The organism is Sandarakinorhabdus sp. FBCC-B8862, from assembly GCF_059745315.1.
Genome location: NZ_CM185574.1, coordinates 153,326 through 168,294, shown reverse-complemented (window position 1 = coordinate 168,294; position 14,969 = coordinate 153,326). Strand labels below are relative to the sequence as shown.

Annotated in this window: 17 protein-coding genes; 1 reads left to right on the top strand and 16 read right to left on the bottom strand. The window is 66.7% G+C overall.

Annotated elements, in window-relative coordinates; genetic code table 11:
• Nucleotides 1-177: 177 nt before the first annotated feature.
• Genes truA through tolB form a run of 4 tightly spaced genes read right to left on the bottom strand, consistent with a single transcriptional unit; the run spans nt 178 to nt 3,771 of the window.
• Nucleotides 178-942, bottom strand: a complete 765-nt coding sequence (truA, locus tag AC6BOR_RS00910) for a tRNA pseudouridine(38-40) synthase TruA (protein ID WP_498060683.1) — start codon at nt 940-942, stop codon at nt 178-180.
• Entirely contained in the window at nt 939-1,844 is a 906-nt protein-coding gene (gene fmt / locus AC6BOR_RS00905) for a methionyl-tRNA formyltransferase (RefSeq protein WP_498059365.1), read from the bottom strand. Before fmt ends, truA begins: the two co-directional genes overlap by 4 nt.
• 43 nt (nt 1,845-1,887) lie before the next feature.
• A complete protein-coding gene (gene pal, locus AC6BOR_RS00900) occupies nt 1,888-2,430 on the bottom strand; it encodes a peptidoglycan-associated lipoprotein Pal (RefSeq protein ID WP_498059364.1) in 543 nt (180 codons plus the stop codon).
• Between the two features lie 39 nt (nt 2,431-2,469).
• The gene (gene tolB / locus AC6BOR_RS00895; RefSeq protein ID WP_498060682.1) at nt 2,470-3,771 is read right to left on the bottom strand and encodes a Tol-Pal system beta propeller repeat protein TolB; all 1,302 of its coding nucleotides are present in this window, start codon (nt 3,769-3,771) and stop codon (nt 2,470-2,472) included.
• A gap of 137 nt (nt 3,772-3,908) precedes the next feature.
• Here tolB and AC6BOR_RS00890 point away from each other — a divergent pair, with 137 nt between their 5' ends.
• Nucleotides 3,909-5,582, top strand: a complete 1,674-nt coding sequence (locus AC6BOR_RS00890; protein ID WP_498059363.1) for an amidohydrolase — start codon at nt 3,909-3,911, stop codon at nt 5,580-5,582.
• A 473-nt stretch (nt 5,583-6,055) separates the two neighbouring features.
• Here AC6BOR_RS00890 and AC6BOR_RS00885 read toward each other — a convergent pair whose 3' ends face one another.
• From AC6BOR_RS00885 to ffh, 12 genes are all read right to left on the bottom strand, one after another.
• Entirely contained in the window at nt 6,056-7,981 is a 1,926-nt protein-coding gene (locus AC6BOR_RS00885; RefSeq protein ID WP_498059362.1) for a S9 family peptidase, read from the bottom strand.
• A gap of 18 nt (nt 7,982-7,999) precedes the next feature.
• Nucleotides 8,000-8,788, bottom strand: a complete 789-nt coding sequence (gene tolA, locus AC6BOR_RS00880; RefSeq protein WP_498059361.1) for a cell envelope integrity protein TolA — start codon at nt 8,786-8,788, stop codon at nt 8,000-8,002.
• Nucleotides 8,785-9,234, bottom strand: a complete 450-nt coding sequence (locus AC6BOR_RS00875; protein WP_498059360.1) for an ExbD/TolR family protein — start codon at nt 9,232-9,234, stop codon at nt 8,785-8,787. Before AC6BOR_RS00875 ends, tolA begins: the two co-directional genes overlap by 4 nt.
• Nucleotides 9,234-9,941, bottom strand: coding sequence for a protein TolQ (tolQ, locus tag AC6BOR_RS00870; protein ID WP_086117969.1), 708 nt, complete (start codon nt 9,939-9,941; stop codon nt 9,234-9,236). The genes AC6BOR_RS00875 and tolQ overlap by 1 nt, the downstream gene beginning before the upstream one ends.
• Nucleotides 9,941-10,393: a YbgC/FadM family acyl-CoA thioesterase gene (locus AC6BOR_RS00865; protein WP_498059359.1), complete on the bottom strand. Its 453-nt coding sequence runs from the start codon at nt 10,391-10,393 to the stop codon at nt 9,941-9,943. Before AC6BOR_RS00865 ends, tolQ begins: the two co-directional genes overlap by 1 nt.
• Nucleotides 10,394-10,483: 90 nt before the next feature.
• Nucleotides 10,484-10,855 (bottom strand): 50S ribosomal protein L19, encoded by a 372-nt coding sequence (gene rplS / locus AC6BOR_RS00860; protein ID WP_086117968.1) that lies wholly within the window; start codon nt 10,853-10,855, stop codon nt 10,484-10,486.
• 1 nt (nt 10,856) lies between these two features.
• Complete coding sequence (gene trmD / locus AC6BOR_RS00855; protein ID WP_498059358.1) at nt 10,857-11,588, bottom strand: tRNA (guanosine(37)-N1)-methyltransferase TrmD; 732 nt, start codon at nt 11,586-11,588, stop codon at nt 10,857-10,859.
• The gene (locus tag AC6BOR_RS00850) at nt 11,585-11,962 is read right to left on the bottom strand and encodes a type II toxin-antitoxin system VapC family toxin (protein WP_498059357.1); all 378 of its coding nucleotides are present in this window, start codon (nt 11,960-11,962) and stop codon (nt 11,585-11,587) included. Before AC6BOR_RS00850 ends, trmD begins: the two co-directional genes overlap by 4 nt.
• Nucleotides 11,959-12,234 (bottom strand): AbrB/MazE/SpoVT family DNA-binding domain-containing protein, encoded by a 276-nt coding sequence (locus tag AC6BOR_RS00845; protein WP_498059356.1) that lies wholly within the window; start codon nt 12,232-12,234, stop codon nt 11,959-11,961. Before AC6BOR_RS00845 ends, AC6BOR_RS00850 begins: the two co-directional genes overlap by 4 nt.
• 35 nt (nt 12,235-12,269) lie before the next feature.
• Nucleotides 12,270-12,758 (bottom strand): ribosome maturation factor RimM, encoded by a 489-nt coding sequence (gene rimM / locus AC6BOR_RS00840; protein WP_498059355.1) that lies wholly within the window; start codon nt 12,756-12,758, stop codon nt 12,270-12,272.
• A 12-nt stretch (nt 12,759-12,770) separates the two neighbouring features.
• A complete protein-coding gene (rpsP, locus tag AC6BOR_RS00835) occupies nt 12,771-13,217 on the bottom strand; it encodes a 30S ribosomal protein S16 (protein WP_498059354.1) in 447 nt (148 codons plus the stop codon).
• A 47-nt stretch (nt 13,218-13,264) separates the two neighbouring features.
• A complete protein-coding gene (ffh, locus tag AC6BOR_RS00830) occupies nt 13,265-14,749 on the bottom strand; it encodes a signal recognition particle protein (protein WP_498059353.1) in 1,485 nt (494 codons plus the stop codon).
• Nucleotides 14,750-14,969 lie beyond the last annotated feature (220 nt).

Below are 14,969 nucleotides of genomic sequence, written 5' to 3'. Positions count from 1 at the left end.
GGTGGCGCCAACGATCAGGCCCGCAATCCAGACGATGCGGCTGCTGTGCGCATTCTGAAACCAGTTTGACATCGCGCCCGTATGTTCGTGTTTTTCACAGTTTGGCGTGCAATTTCCGTGCCACAGGCCGGGCGAAGGCCAAGTGCCTGATACTGTTCAGCGCGAAAATCCCACGCTTCAGCCTTGTGTAAACCCCACCGACAAATCAGGGTAGCTGGCGCCAACAAAGCACAGCCCATCGGGCGGGGCGTTGATGCCCAGCGCGGCGCGATCACGGGCGGCCAGCGCGGCGGCCAGATCATCGCCGCTCCATTTGCCCTGGCCCACCAGCTTCAGGCAGCCGACCATCGATCGCACCTGGTGGTGCAGGAAGGAACGGGCGGCAGCGAAGACCAGCAGCTCATCCCCCTCCCGCCGCACATCCAGCCGATCGAGCGTGCGCAGCGGCGAATTGGCCTGGCATTGGGCGGAGCGGAAGGTGGTGAAATCATGCCGGCCCACCAGCCGTTGCGCGGCAGCGTGCATGGCATCGGCGTCCAGCGGCGCCGGCACCCGCCAGGCCATCCCCGCCGCCAATGCCAGCGGCGCGCGCCGGTTGATGATGCGATAGATGTAGCGGCGCTGGATGCAATCAAAGCGCGCATGCCAGCCCGGCGCCTCCGTACAATCAAGGATGGCCACCGGCAGCGGCTTCAACCGGGCATTCAGCGCCTCCATCAGGCGGAAGGCTGTAAAGGGCCGCTCGATCTCGACATGCGCCGGCATCGCGCTGCCGTGCACGCCGGCATCGGTGCGACCGGCGGCCACCACCTCGGCCCGTTCACCGCAGATGCTGAACAGCGCATCCTCGATGGCTTGCTGCACCGACGGGCCATGGCCCTGCCGCTGCCAGCCCTGGAACGGCCGGCCATCATATTCCACCGTCAGCCGGAAGCGCATCAGCCGACCGCCGTGCCCGCCGGCACCCGCCAGCCGTTGAGCAGCGCCTTGACCGGCATCGCCGGCTTGCCCGCCCGTTGCACCAGCGTTGGCCGCAGCGCGCCGTCGGCGGTGCCGATCAGCAGCCGGTCATCCAGCGTGACGCCCGGCGCGGCAGCGGCCCGCTCCACATCGGCGGCCAGGATCTTCACCCGCTCGCCGGCGATGGTCAGCCAGGCACCCGGCGCCGGGTTGAAGGCGCGCACCCGTCGTTCGAGCTCCACCGCCGGCAGGGCGCAATCGAGATGGCTTTCTGCCTTGTCGATGCGGGTGGCGATGGTCACGCCCGCATCCGGCTGCGGCACGGCGGCACGCGGCTGGGCGAGCACGTCCACCAGCAGCTCGGCCCCCAGCACCGCCAGTTCGGCAAACAGATCGCCGCTGGTCTTGCCCGCCACTGGCGTCTCACGAACGGCCAGCATCGGCCCGGTGTCCAGCCCTTCTTCCATCTGCATGATGGTCACGCCGGTCACGGCATCGCCGGCCAGGATCGCCCGCTGGATCGGCGCCGCCCCGCGCCAGCGCGGCAGGATGGAACCGTGGATGTTGAGGCAGCCAAGCCGCGGCGCGGCCAGCACCGCCGGCGGCAGGATCAGGCCATAGGCCGCGACGGTCGCCACATCGACACCGCGTGCCACATCCAGAAATTCCGCCACCGCAACGGGATCGCGGAACGTGCGCGGGGTGAAGACCGGGATGCCCAGTGCCTCTGCGCGGGCGTGCACCGGGCTGTTCATCAACTGCTTGCCGCGCCCGGCCGGCTTGGGCGCGCGCGTGTAAACCGCCACGATCTCGTGCCCGGCCGCCAGCATTGCCTCAAGCGCCGGCACCGCAAAAAAAGGCGTGCCCATGTGGATGATCCGCATGGGCACGCGCTCTATCGGGTTATGCAGTCCGGGGGAAGGGCACTCAGCGGCCCATCACCACGGTCACGGCACGGCGGTTCTGCGCCCAGGCGGCTTCGTCGCTGCCATCAACCGCCGGCCGTTCCTTGCCATAGGAAATGGTGGAGAGCCGGGCGACATCAATGCCTTGCGCGGCCAGGAAATTCTTGGCGCTGTTGGCGCGGCGATCGCCCAGCGCCAGGTTATACTCGCGGGTGCCACGCTCGTCGGTATGGCCTTCCAGCGTCACGCGCACCGCCGGGTTGGCCTTCAGCCACTGGGCATGGCGGATCAGGATCGCTTTGGCTTCGGCATCCAGTTCATAGCTGTCATAGCCGAACAGCACCGTGTCGCCGCCGGTCTGTGCGCGCAGATCCTCCTGGCTGCCCGGCACGATGGTGGAGCGCACCGGCGCCGGCGTTTCCGTCACGGCAATCGGTGCATCGTTGGCGGGCGCCTGCGGCTGGGCAGTTTCCGGCGGCTTTTCCAACGCAACCGGCTTCTTGCCGCCGCAGGCCGCAAGGCTGAGCGCTGCAGCGGCAACGAGGGTGAAACGCAGTTTGTTCATCGGGGCTCCTTTCGGGGGGATGATCATGAACGGCAAATCCTATGGCAACAACGGCGACCAGGCTGGATCGGATGCATCCAGCGGTGTGGCAAGGCGCCGCTCATTCAAACCGGAAATATCAACCGACCACAGGCCCGAACGGCCGCCACGGTCGGATCGGGCAAACAGGATCACCCGGCCATTGGGCGACCAAGTGGGGCCTTCATCCTGATAACCGTTGGTGAGCAGCCGTTCGCCGCCGCCATCCGGGCGCATCACGCCGATGCCGAACCGCCCGCCGCCGATGCGGGTGAAGGCGATATAATCGCCGCGCGGGCTCCACACCGGGCTGGCCGACCGGCCCTCGCCAAAGCTGATGCGGCGCTGGTTCGAACCATCGGCGTTCATCACATAAATCTGCTGACTGCCGCCGCGATCGCTTTCAAACACGATCTGGCTGCCATCCGGGCTGTAGCTGGGTGACGTGTCGATACCGGCCCCGGTGGTCAGCCGCGTCGTCTGCTTGGTGGCGAGGTTGAAGCGATAGATATCGGCATTGCCGCGCACCGACAGCGAGAAAACCAGATTCTGGCCATCGGGCGAAAAGCGTGGCGCGAAGGTCATGGCGGCAAACTGGCCCACCGCCTCCTGCCGGCCGCTGCCCAGCGTGTAGAGCCAAACCCGCGGCCGGTTGTTCTCGAAGCTCATGTAGGTGATCGTCTGTTGCTCCGGCGCGAAGCGCGGGGTCAGCACCAGATTCTGGCCCGAGGTGAGGAAGCGGTGGCCGGCACCATCCTGGTCCATGATCGCCAGCCGCTTGATCCGCTTGGTGCGCGGGCCGGTCTCGCTCACATAGACAATGCGGCTGTCGAAATAGCCGCTTTCCCCGGTTAGCCGGGAATAGACGAGATCGGCGCATTTGTGCGCCGCCCGCCGCCAGCCCGCCGCGGTGGTGACAAAGCCCTGGCGCGCAATCTCGCTGCCGGCAAACACGTCATAGGCATAACAGGCAAGCGTGATGCCGCCATCGGCATTGGCGCTGACGGTGCCGGTCACCAGCGCCTGCGCCGCCACGGTGCGCCAGGCCGGGAAATCCGGCTTCACCACCTCGTCCAGACCCACCGCCGTCGTGTAGGCCGCCGGATCGATGGGCTTGAACAGGCCCGAGCTTTTCAGATCATTGGCGATCACCTGCGCCGCCCGCTCGCCCAGCGCCGTGGTGGTGCCGGCTTCGGTGTTGCCGCCATTGCCCGGCGCAAAGGCCGGCACCGCGATCGGCATCGGCTGCATCAGGCCGGCATTGATATCCACCCGCAAAGGCGTTTGCGCCAGTGCGGTGCTGGCAAGCGACAGGGCAAGCATGAACGGAATCAGGCGCATGGCGGCAGCTTATCACCATGACCGACTGAACGGGAGATAAATGGCAGCGATTGACGGCATCGCCGGCGCCCGCCACGCTGCACCCAACAAGGAAGAACAGAAGAATGAGGGGGATCATCATGCGCCGCTGCGTCCTGCTGCTGGCTGGCCTCGTCACATCGCCGGCCCTGGCGGCCGATCTGTTGATCCATGGCGGGCCCATCCTCACCATGGCCGGCGAACGGCCGAACCAGGTCGCCGCCGTGGTGGTGGAGGACGGGCGCATCGCCTTTGCCGGTCCGCTTGGCCGTGCGCAGCGGCTGGCTGGCCCGACCACGCCCCGGCTTGATCTGAAGGGCCGCACCCTGATCCCCGGCCTTGTTGATGCCCACAGCCATTTCATGATGGCGGTCGATCTTGCCCGCCGTGTCAATGTCTCGGGCGCGCCGGTGGGCGATGTTGCCAGCATCGCCGGGCTGGTGACAAAGCTCGCCGCCGCCGAACCCGGCCTTGCGCTTGGGCCGGGCGAATGGCTGGTTGGCTGGGGCTATGATGCGAGCCTCCTCGGCGACAAGCGCGAACTCACCCGCCGCGATCTGGATGCCCGCTTTCCCGACCGGCCGGTGCTGATCATGCATGTCTCCGGCCACGGTGCCGTGGTCAACAGCGCCGGGCTTGCTGTGCTGGGCATCACGCCGGACACGCCGGCGCCCACAGGCGGCCTGATCCACCGCGAAGCCGATGGCCGCACGCCCAATGGCCAGCTTTGGGAAAGCGCGCTGGCGCTGGCGGGCCCGGCGCTGAAACCCCCCGGCCGCGCCGAACGGCTGCGAAACCTGGCTGCCGTGCAGGCGCTCTATGCCCGGAACGGCTACACGCTGGCCAACGATGGCTTCACCAACATCGCCGATCTCGATCTGCTGCAGGAAGCGGCCGGGCAGGGGCGGCTCATACTCGATCTTGTCGCGCTGCCCAGCTTTGTCGACATGAAACGCTGGCTCGGCAACCCGGCCTATCCCTTCGGCACATGGCACAACCGGCTGAAGCTGCAGGGCATCAAGATCACCCAGGATGGCAGCCCCCAAGGCCGCACCGCCTATCTTTCTGAGCCCTATCTGGTGCCCGGCCCCAATGGCGAGGCCGGCTGGCGCGCCCAGCCGATCCAGCCCTTCCCCGCCTTCCTCGCCACCGCCCGCGCCGCCAGCAGCGCTGGCCTGCAGCTGTTCATCCACGCCAACGGCGATGCCGCCATCGATGATGTGATCAAGGCGGTCGAAACCCTGAACCTGCCCGCCGACCACCGCAGCATCGTCATCCATAGCCAGGTGCAACGCCCCGACCAGCTGCCGCGCTATGCCGCGCTCGGCATCACCCCCAGCTATTTCACCAACCACGCCTATTTCTGGGGCGACGTCCACCGCCGCCAATTGGGCGAAACCCGCGCTGCCCACATTTCCCCCATCCGCAGCGCCCTCGCCCTCGGACTGCACGCCAGCAACCACAGCGATTTCATCGTCACGCCCTTGGACCCGATGTTCATCCTGTGGACCAGCATGACCCGCACCACCCGCAGTGGCTTTGCTTTGGGGCCTGACCAGCGCCTCGACGCCTGGAACGGCCTGAAAGCGCTGACCATCAACCCGGCCTGGGCCTATCGCGAAGAGGGCCGGCGCGGCAGCATCGAGGTCGGCAAGCTGGCCGATTTCACCCTGCTGAGCGCCAACCCGTTGGTGACGCCGCCGGCACAAATCCGGGAGATCAAGGTGGTGGGGACGATGAAGGAAGGGCGGTTCCTGTGGGAGGCGGGGCGGTAGAACAGGATGCCTCCGGCGGCCAGGGTCGAAGACCCTGGACCCGTTCGTTTTTAGGCGCTCTGGTGGCGCGTGAGCCCGCTTGCGTTCCTTTGCAGTCGTTCCAAATCCCCGTCGCCCCGTGCTTGAAACGGGGCTTGGCTATTCTTGCTGCCTGATGCCGCTGTAGCCACCGCAGCACATCGGCCGTCACACCAACACACACGCCACCGCGATAGCGGTTTGCCATGATCTGGACCCGGCCGCCTTTGGTCAACGCTTGGCCATTGTTGACGATGCCTGGAAGCAAAGCCAAGCCCCGTGTCAAGCACGGGGCGACGATGCGGGGGAGGGGCAGGTTCCCACCCCAAAACCGACACCAAACCGTCTCCTTAAACTCGCAGCAAATTTGCAGCTTGCGGCCCTGTCCCACGCGAGATGGGCCACCCCAAAACAAATGGGTGCAGGGGCCTCGCCCCTGCCCGCCGGAGGCCCCCTTACTTCTTCAGATATTTGTCAAACCACGCCAACGTCCGGGTCAAGGAATCCAGCTGGTTCTCCCGCTTGGCAAAGCCGTGGCCTTCCGCCGGGTAGAAGATGGTTTCCACCACATTGCCCTTGGCCTTCAATATGTCGGCCACTTCCTGGGCCTGGCCGCGCGGCACGCGGATGTCGTTTTCGCCTTGCAGGCTGAGCAGCGGCACCTTGGCGGCCTTGATGTAGGTGAGCGGCGAGGAGGCTTCGTAGACGCCCTTGAATTCGTCCGGCGCGCCGATCAGGCTGCGCTGATAGGCTTGCAGATAGGCGTCCTCATGCTCCCACATGGTGCGCCAGTTGATGATGCCGAACAATTGCACCGCCGCTGCAAAGGCGTCAGGGGCCTTGCCGATGGCCATCAGGGTCATGAAACCGCCGTATGAGCCGCCGGTGATGCCGATGCGCTTGGGATCGACATAGCCGGTGGCGACCATGAATTCGCGGGCGGCGAGCACGTCTTTCAGATCGCCGCCGCCCAGATCTTTGCGGTTGGCTTCCTGGAAGGCGCGGCCATAGCCGGTGGAGCCGCGGAAATTGGGCTGGATGACCATATAGCCGTGGCTGGCAAACAGCGCGGCGTTGCGGGAAAAGCCGTCCTGGCTCTGTCCGGTGGGGCCGCCGTGGGGCAGCACGATGGCCGGGGCGCTGGCATCGCGTTTCAGATTGGCCGGCATGGTGAGCACGGCGCTGATCAGCGTGCCGTCAAAGCTTTTGAAGGTAACGATTTCGGACTTGGGCAGGGCTTCCGGCGACACGCTGGCCAGCGCTGTCTGGGTGAGCGGGCGGGCACTGCCGCTGGCCAGGTCGAAGCGGAACAGATCGGTGGGCGTGTCGGCCCCGGCGTGGATCAGCAGCAGGCTGCGGCCATCGGGGGCAAAGGCCTTGCCACTGGCGGCGTTCAGGCCCGGCGGCAGTGCCAGCGGGGTTTGCACCAGGCTGTCGGCATCGACGAGGGCCAGGCTGGAGCGGCCATCGCGGTTGGTGCGCACCAGCATGGCCTTGCCGTGCATGGCCACGGCGGCTTCCTCCCACGGCGTCGCCGGCAGCCAGCGCACGCTGCCCGACGCGGCATCGAGCACGCCGGCATGATCCTGGCCGCTGCCCTCGTCGCTGGTGATGGCGATGCGGCTGCCATCGGCGCTGGCGCCGGCAGCCGAATAGACGACGCCCTTGCGGCCGATCAGCTGCTTGGCGGCGCCCGTGGCGACATCGATGCGCCACACCGATCCTTCGGCGCCCGCCGTCTGGCTGCGGTTGGCGATCAGGGCCTTGCCGCCATCAACAAAGGCGACGGCCTGCCAGTTGAAGCTCGGGTCGGCCTCGTCGGTGAGCAGGCGCAGCTTGCCCGCTTCGATAATGGCGATATTGGTCTGCGCCGCGCCGCGCTTCTTGTGGGCGAACACCAGCGCATCGCCGGTGGGCGCGGGCAGGGCATCGCCTTCGGCCACATCGGGGGTGGCGGTGATCTGTTCCACCGGTCCGCCGGCGGTCGGCACGCGATAAATGTCGCCATATTCATCGCCGCCCTTGTCCTGATCGAAATAGAGCCATTTGCCATCGGCCGAAACGGCCAGGCCATATTGGCCATCATCGGAAACGGTCATCTGCACCGGCCAGCTGCCGCCGGCGGCCATGCGCCAGATGTTGGGCCGGCCAGTAAGATTGGTGGTGACAAAGATCTGCTGCCCGTCCGCGCTCCACACCGGGCCGCCCAGCGACCGGCTGAAGGCGAGATCGGCAACGCTGAGCGGCCGGGCCAGCGGATTGGCGGGGGAGGTGAGGCTGGCCGGATCGGTGACCGGGCGGTCGGGGGTGGGCACCGGCTTTGGTGCCGCCAGCGCCGTGGTCGCAGCGAGCATCACGCCCAGGCTCAACATGGCTTTCATGATCATCCCCCCGGTTGGTCAGGTCATCTCTTCCGGATCAAAATTGATCTCGACCGATTGCCACAGTTCATACAGGTCTGGCGGCAATTTCAAGGGCTGGCAGCGCAGCACGGCGCGGCGGGCGGTTTCGGCAAAGGCGCGGGCATAATCGGCGTTGGCGGCGGTCATGCCGGTTGGCGTGCCGGCCACCGGCAGGCCGATCACCCGGCCATCGCGGCCATATTGCACGCTCACCACCACGGTCATCCGCCGCACGTCGCGGCCGCCGGTGGGTGGGTTCCAGCACGGCGCGACCTGGGCGCGGATCGACTGGGCCAGGGTGGCGGCGGCGCGCGGATCGATGGCGGCCTTCGCTGGCGCGGCGGCGTTGATGTCCTTGGCCAGTTTCGAGGTGTCGAGCGTCTTCTTCGGGGCCTTGGGCAGGCTCTTGTCAATGAGGCTGGCGAGGCTGGAGGTGTCGAGCGCGGACGGCGGGGCCTTGGTGGGTGTGGATTTGGGCTTCTGCTCCGGCTTGGGCTTCACCGGTTCGGGCGGCGGCACGGCATCGGTCTTCACAGGTTCGGACGCTGGCGCGGGTTCGGCTTCGGCAGGTGCAGCGGCCGCCTCTTGCGGGGCGGCAGCGATGGATGGCTGCGGCGGCTCCGGCACGCGGGGCGCATCGGCGATGGTCACCAGTTCCACCGCGACCGCATCATCGGGGCTGGGCATCAACTGCCGGTGCTGCTGCCAGGCGAGGCTGAGCCCGGCCAGCAGCGCGGCATGCGCCACCAGCGCCGCGCCGATGCTGATGCCTTCCTGCCGGGTCATTGCGCGGTGCCAGGCTCCGGTGCCGGCGCGCCATCGGTGACCAGCGCGACCTTCCTGAAGCCGGCGCTGTTCACTTCGCCCACCACCGCCATTACCCGGCCATAATCCAGCCGGCGATCGGCGCGGACATAGACGCGGGCCTCGTCGCTGCGGGCCTGGCGCAGGGCCGACAATTTGGCGGGCAGGGCGGCCGGCGCCACGCCCAACCGGTCGACAAAAATCTCGCCGCGGTCATTGAGGCTGATCTGGATCGGCGTGTTGTCCTGCGGCAGGCTCTGGGCGCGGGCGTCGGGCAGGTCCACCGGCACACCGGCGACCAGCAGCGGCGCTGTCACCATGAAGATGATCAGCAGCACCAGCATCACGTCCACCAGCGGTGTCACGTTGATCTCGGCCATCGGCTGGCGCCGGCTGCCGCGCTTCAGGCCGGGGCTGCCCATGCCCATCAGTTGCGCTCCAGCCCGTCGATCTGGCGCGACAGCAGGTTCAGATATTCCTCGGCAAAGGCGCCCAGCCGCGCCTCCAGCCGGTTCACCCGATGCAGCAACCGGTTGTATCCGATCACCGCCGGGATGGCGGCAAACAGGCCGATGGCGGTGGCAAACAGGGCTTCGGCAATGCCCGGCGCCACCACGGCGAGCGTGGTGTTCTGGCTGGCGGCAATGCCGGTGAAGGCGCGCATGATGCCCCACACCGTGCCAAACAGGCCGACGAAGGGCGCCACCGATCCGATGGTGGCCAGCGCGTTCAGCCGGTCTGACAATTCGTCGATGTCCCGCCCGATGGAAACATTGATGGCGCTGGCCAGGCGGGCGCGCAGGCCGTCGCGGTCGATGCGGCCACCCTTGGCGGCCAGGCTGCGCCGCCATTCGTTCAGGCCGGCGATGAAGGCCCGGGCCGAAGGATGGTTGGCGCGGCTGGCGGGTTCATAGAGCGCGTCAAGATTGTCGGCCTTCCAGAACCAGTCTTCAAACTGGGCGGCCTCGCGGTTCAGGCGGGACAGGCGGCGGGAGCGTTCGAGGATGATGGCCCAGCTCCACACGCTGGCCAGCAGCAGGCCCAGCATCACGGCCTTCACCACCACATCGGCCTGGAGGAACAGAGCGAAGGGCGACAGATCGGCAGCGGTTTTGAGGGCGATATCGGTGTCCATCAGGCGTCCTGGGGCATGAGCAGGTTGAACCGGGCGATCCAATCGGCCGGCTGGCGGCGCGGCCGGCCGGCGGGATCGAGAAAGGCGGCGGTGAGTGTGGCTTCGGTGAGCGGCTCGCCCTCCCGCAGGATGCGCTGGGCAATGCGGCAGGCGGCGGCGCGCACGCCGAGCAGGCGGGTTTCGATGCTGAGCACATCATCCAGCCGCGCCGGGCGCAGCCATTTGATCTGCATTTCGGTGACGGCATAGGCACCCAGCCCGGCCTTCACCGCGCCGCCATGATCAATGCCGGCCACCCGCAGGAACTCGGTGCGGCCACGCTCCATGAAATGCAGATATTTGGCGTGATACATGATCCCCGCCGTGTCGGTATCCTCGAAATAGACGCGGCAGATCAGGCGGTGGATGCCGCCATCAAGCGCGCCGGAGGAAGGCTGGGGGAGCATGGACATCAGATAGGAGGGCAGGGGAGAGAAGCGCAATGAAAAAGGCGCCGGCGGCAGTGCCACCGGCGCCCTTTCGGCAGGCTGAACGGCCCCGGATTACTCCGGACGCGCGTCGCGCTTTTCGACGATGCGGGCGCTCTTGCCGCTGCGGCCACGCAGATAATAGAGCTTGGCGCGGCGGACGACACCGCGGCGCACCACTTCGATGCTCTCGATGCTCGGGCTGTACAGCGGGAACACGCGCTCCACGCCTTCGCCGAACGAAATCTTGCGAACGGTGAACGAGCTGCCAATGCCCTTGTTGGAACGGGCAATGCACACGCCTTCATAATTCTGGACGCGGGTGCGCTCGCCTTCAACCACCTTCACGCCGACGCGCAGCGTGTCGCCAGCGCGGAATTCGGGGATCTTGCGGGTTTCGGTCAGCTTGGCAATCTGTTCGGCTTCGATCTGCTGGATGAGATTCATCTCATTCCTCTTTCTTCTGTTGTCGCGCGCCAGAGGGCGGTTGGACCCGACCATCCCCATGATGGTCCCACAAGTCCGGCCGCCGTGACCGTGTGTCCGCTTCGGACTGCGCGCGCCGCCAGCGGGCGATGCGTGCATGATCCCCCGATCGCAACACTTCGGGGATCGAAAGGCCCTCCCATTCGGGTGGCCTTGTATAGTGCGGATGTTCCAGAAGGCCGCTTTCGTGGCTTTCCTCGACCCCGCTTGAAGCTGCGCCCATTACACCGGGCAACAGACGGACGCAAGCATCCATCACCACCAGCGCCGCCATCTCGCCGCCCGACAGCACATAGTCGCCAATCGACACTTCCTCGATGGCGCGGCGCTGGAAAATCCGCTCGTCAAAGCCTTCGAAGCGGCCGCACAGGATGATGGCGCCGGGGCTTGCCGCCAGCGCCCTGACGCGGCCTTGCGTAAGTGGGCGGCCACGGGGTGTCATCGCCAGCACCGGCCGGCCATCGGCCACGCTGTCCAGCGCGGCGGCCACCACATCGGCTTTCAGCACCATGCCCGGCCCGCCGCCAGCCGGCGTATCGTCCACCGTGCGGTGCCGGTCGGCGGCGAAATCGCGGATGTTGACGGCGTTAAAGGCCCAGGTGCCATCGGCCAGAGCCCGGCCGGCGAGGCTGTGGCCCAATGGCCCGGGAAACATGTCGGGATAAAGAGTGAGGATCGTCGCGCGCCAGCTCATGGCTGCATCCAGTCTTCCACCATCAGGCCGGGCACATCGGCGAAATCGGCGAGATTGGCGGTGATCACCGTCAATTCGAGCGAAAGAGCGTGCGCGGCGATCAGGCGGTCATAGCTGGCCCGGCGGAAGGGCAGGGTGGCATAGGCGCGCGCGGCGGCCTCGTCGAACGGGATGACTTCGATCACCGACAACAGGCGTCGCAGCACCTCCACCTCGGCTGCCCGCAACCCGATCAGCATCTCGCCCAGGCAAATGCTGGATGTCACCACTGATCCTGCCGGGCACTGGCTCAGCCGCCGCAGCGCGTGCGGGGCATTGCCCTGCAACAGGTAGATGCCAACGTTGCTGTCAAGCAACCACTGCGGGCTGGTCATCCCTGGGTCTTTGCGGCCCGTTCGGCCGCTTCGCGCGCCATCCGTTCCGATGGTCGTTCGTCAAAACTGCGGTCCGTGATCGGCCTGATGCCGGGGCAGGCCCCGTAAATGCCATCCAGATTGATGAGCGGTACCTCGGCCGGCACTGGCTCGATCACCCAGCGGCCGGCCTCCTCGCGCACCTCCACCAGCGTGCCGGGCGGCGGCGCAAAGCTGGCCGGCAGCCGCACGGCGGCGCTGTTGCCGGATTTGAAGATCTTGGTGCGGGGCATGGTGGCGGCGCCTCTGGATATACAGAGCGTATATACTAGGCGAGCCAGACGCGGTCAATGACAAGGGCGTCATCGGTTTCGGTCACCACATCGGCGACGAAGGGTACCATCACGCTGCCGCCGGCATCGCGGCTGATGTCCAAAATGTCCGAAGCGCCGAAATTCTCGACCGATTTCACCGTGCCGACCAGCGCACCGGTCTCATCGAGCACGCGGCGGCCGATATAATCGGCGACATAATATTCGCCTTCGGCCAGCGGCGGCAGCGCCGCGCGCGGGATCGCCAACTGCAGCCCGCGCAGAGCCTCGGCGGCGTTGCGATCGGTGATGCCGTCCAGCCTGGCGATAGCCATGCCCGGCTTGTCCGGCCGCACGGCCTGAACAGCAATCACCCGCCCGCCCACATCAAAGCGGGCGTGGCGGGTGATATTGTCAAGGGCATCGGTGAACAGCTTCAGCCGCACCTCACCCCTGATACCATGGGCGCCGGCGATGGCGGCCAGCACGATCGTGGGTGCCGCCATTGCCATTGCTCCTTATTCGGCGGTTTCGCCTTCGGCAGCGTCGGCAGCCGGGGCATCTTCGGCCGGGGCAGCAGCAGCGGCAGCGGCTTCGGCAGCAGCCGCAGCGGCGGCTTCAGCGGCTTCGGCTTCCTTCTGGGCGGCCAGTTCGGCGCGTTCCTTGGCCTTGGCGCCCGGTTCGGCCTTCTTCGGGTTGTTCTTGGCAGCGCGGGTGCGCAGGCCAGCGGCGTCCAGGAAGCGGGCGACGCGGTCGGTCGGCTGGGCGCCAACGCCCAGCCAATAGGCGGCGCGCTCGCCATCCAGCGTCACGCGGTTGGCGTCGTCACGCGGCAGCAGCGGGTTGTAGGTGCCGATCTTTTCCAGGAACTTGCCGTCACGCGGCGCGCGGGTGTCGGCCACAACGATGCGATAGAAGGGGCGCTTCTTCATGCCGCCACGGGCCAGACGAATTGCAATAGCCATTTGATCTTCTTCCTTCCAGTAATCCGATTGAAATCAGGGTTTTGCGATTATTTCCTGCCGAACTTGTTGAAGCCGGGTGGCAGATTTCCCATGCCGGGGCGACCGAACATCCGGCCCAGCGCCCCCATGTCGATGGCCCCGCCGGGGTCGCCGCCCGGCGCACCGCCGTCCGGCCCGGGCGCACCGCCCATGCCCGAAAGCATCTTCATCATGCCCTTGATACCGCCCATCTTCTTCAGGCGCTTCATGGCATTGGCCATTTCCTGGTGCATCTTCAGCACCTTGTTCACATCCTGCACCGTGGTGCCGGAACCGTTGGCGATGCGGATCTTGCGCTTGGCGGTGAGGATTTCCGGCTTGGCGCGTTCCTTCGCCGTCATCGACAGGATGATCGCTTCCATCCGGTCCAGCAGCTTGGGGTTGATGGCGCCGCTGTCCATCGCCTTCTTGGCGGCACCCATGCCCGGCATCATCGCAGCCAGGCCCGACAACCCGCCCATCTTCTTCATCTGGCCCAGTTGCTGGCGCAGATCGTCCATGTCGAACTGGCCCTTGGCCAGCTTCTCCGCCATCTTCTCGGCCTGCTCGGCTTCGAAATTGGCAGCGGCCTTTTCCACCAGGCCAACAATGTCGCCCATGCCCAGGATGCGGCCGGCAACGCGGTTGGCATCAAAGGCTTCCAGCGCGTCCAGCTTTTCGCCGGTGCCGGCAAAACGGATCGGCGTGCCGGTGACGCTGCGCATGGACAGGGCGGCACCGCCGCGGGCATCACCGTCCATCCGGGTGAGGATCACGCCGGTCAGCGCCACGCGCGCCTTGAAGGCGGCAGCGACATTCACCGCGTCCTGGCCGGTCAGGCTGTCGACCACCAGCAATATTTCATCGGGGTTGGTGGCGCCGGCAATCGCGGCCATTTCGGCCATCAACGCCTCGTCCACGCCCAGACGGCCGGCGGTGTCGAGCAGCACCACATCAAAGCCCTGCAGGCGGGCGGACTGGCGGGCGCGCTCGGCAATCTGCACCGGCGTCTGGCCCGGAATGATGGGCAGGGTGGCAATCTCGGTCTGTTCGCCCAGCACGCGCAACTGCTCCTGGGCGGCGGGGCGCGCCACGTCCAGGCTGGCCATCAGCACCTTCTTGCGTTCCCGCGTGCCCAGCCAGCTGGCCAGCTTGGCGGTGCTGGTGGTCTTGCCCGACCCCTGCAAACCCACCATCATGATCACCGCCGGCGGGGTGACGTTGATCTTGAGCGGCGGCACATCCTCGCCGCCCGACAGCAGCTCCACCAGGCAATCATTGACGATCTTGACGACCTGCTGGCCCGGCGTGACCGACTTGATCACCTCGGCACCGATGGCGCGCTGGGTGGCTGCCTCGATGAAATCCTTCACCACCGGCAGGGCAACGTCAGCCTCAAGCAAGGCCACGCGCACCTCGCGCATGGCGGCGCGCACGTCGATCTCGGTCAACGCACCGCGCCCGCGCAAGCGGTCGAATATGCCGCCAAGCCGCTCGGAAAGACTATCGAACAAGGGCCGAGGCCTCCTGTGGTGGGTGATATGCCTCCAAACAGAAACGCGCCGGCGGGCGAAAATTCGCTGGCCGGCGTGCATCCTCGGACGCATGAGCCCGGTCATGGGCTCGCGGCTGCCATAGGCGGTTGGGCCGGCAGCGTCAAGCCGAAGCGATTGCGCCCATCTGCAGCCGGTTTGCTATTGAAACTGTCATCATGCTAAGCACTATTGGCACGCC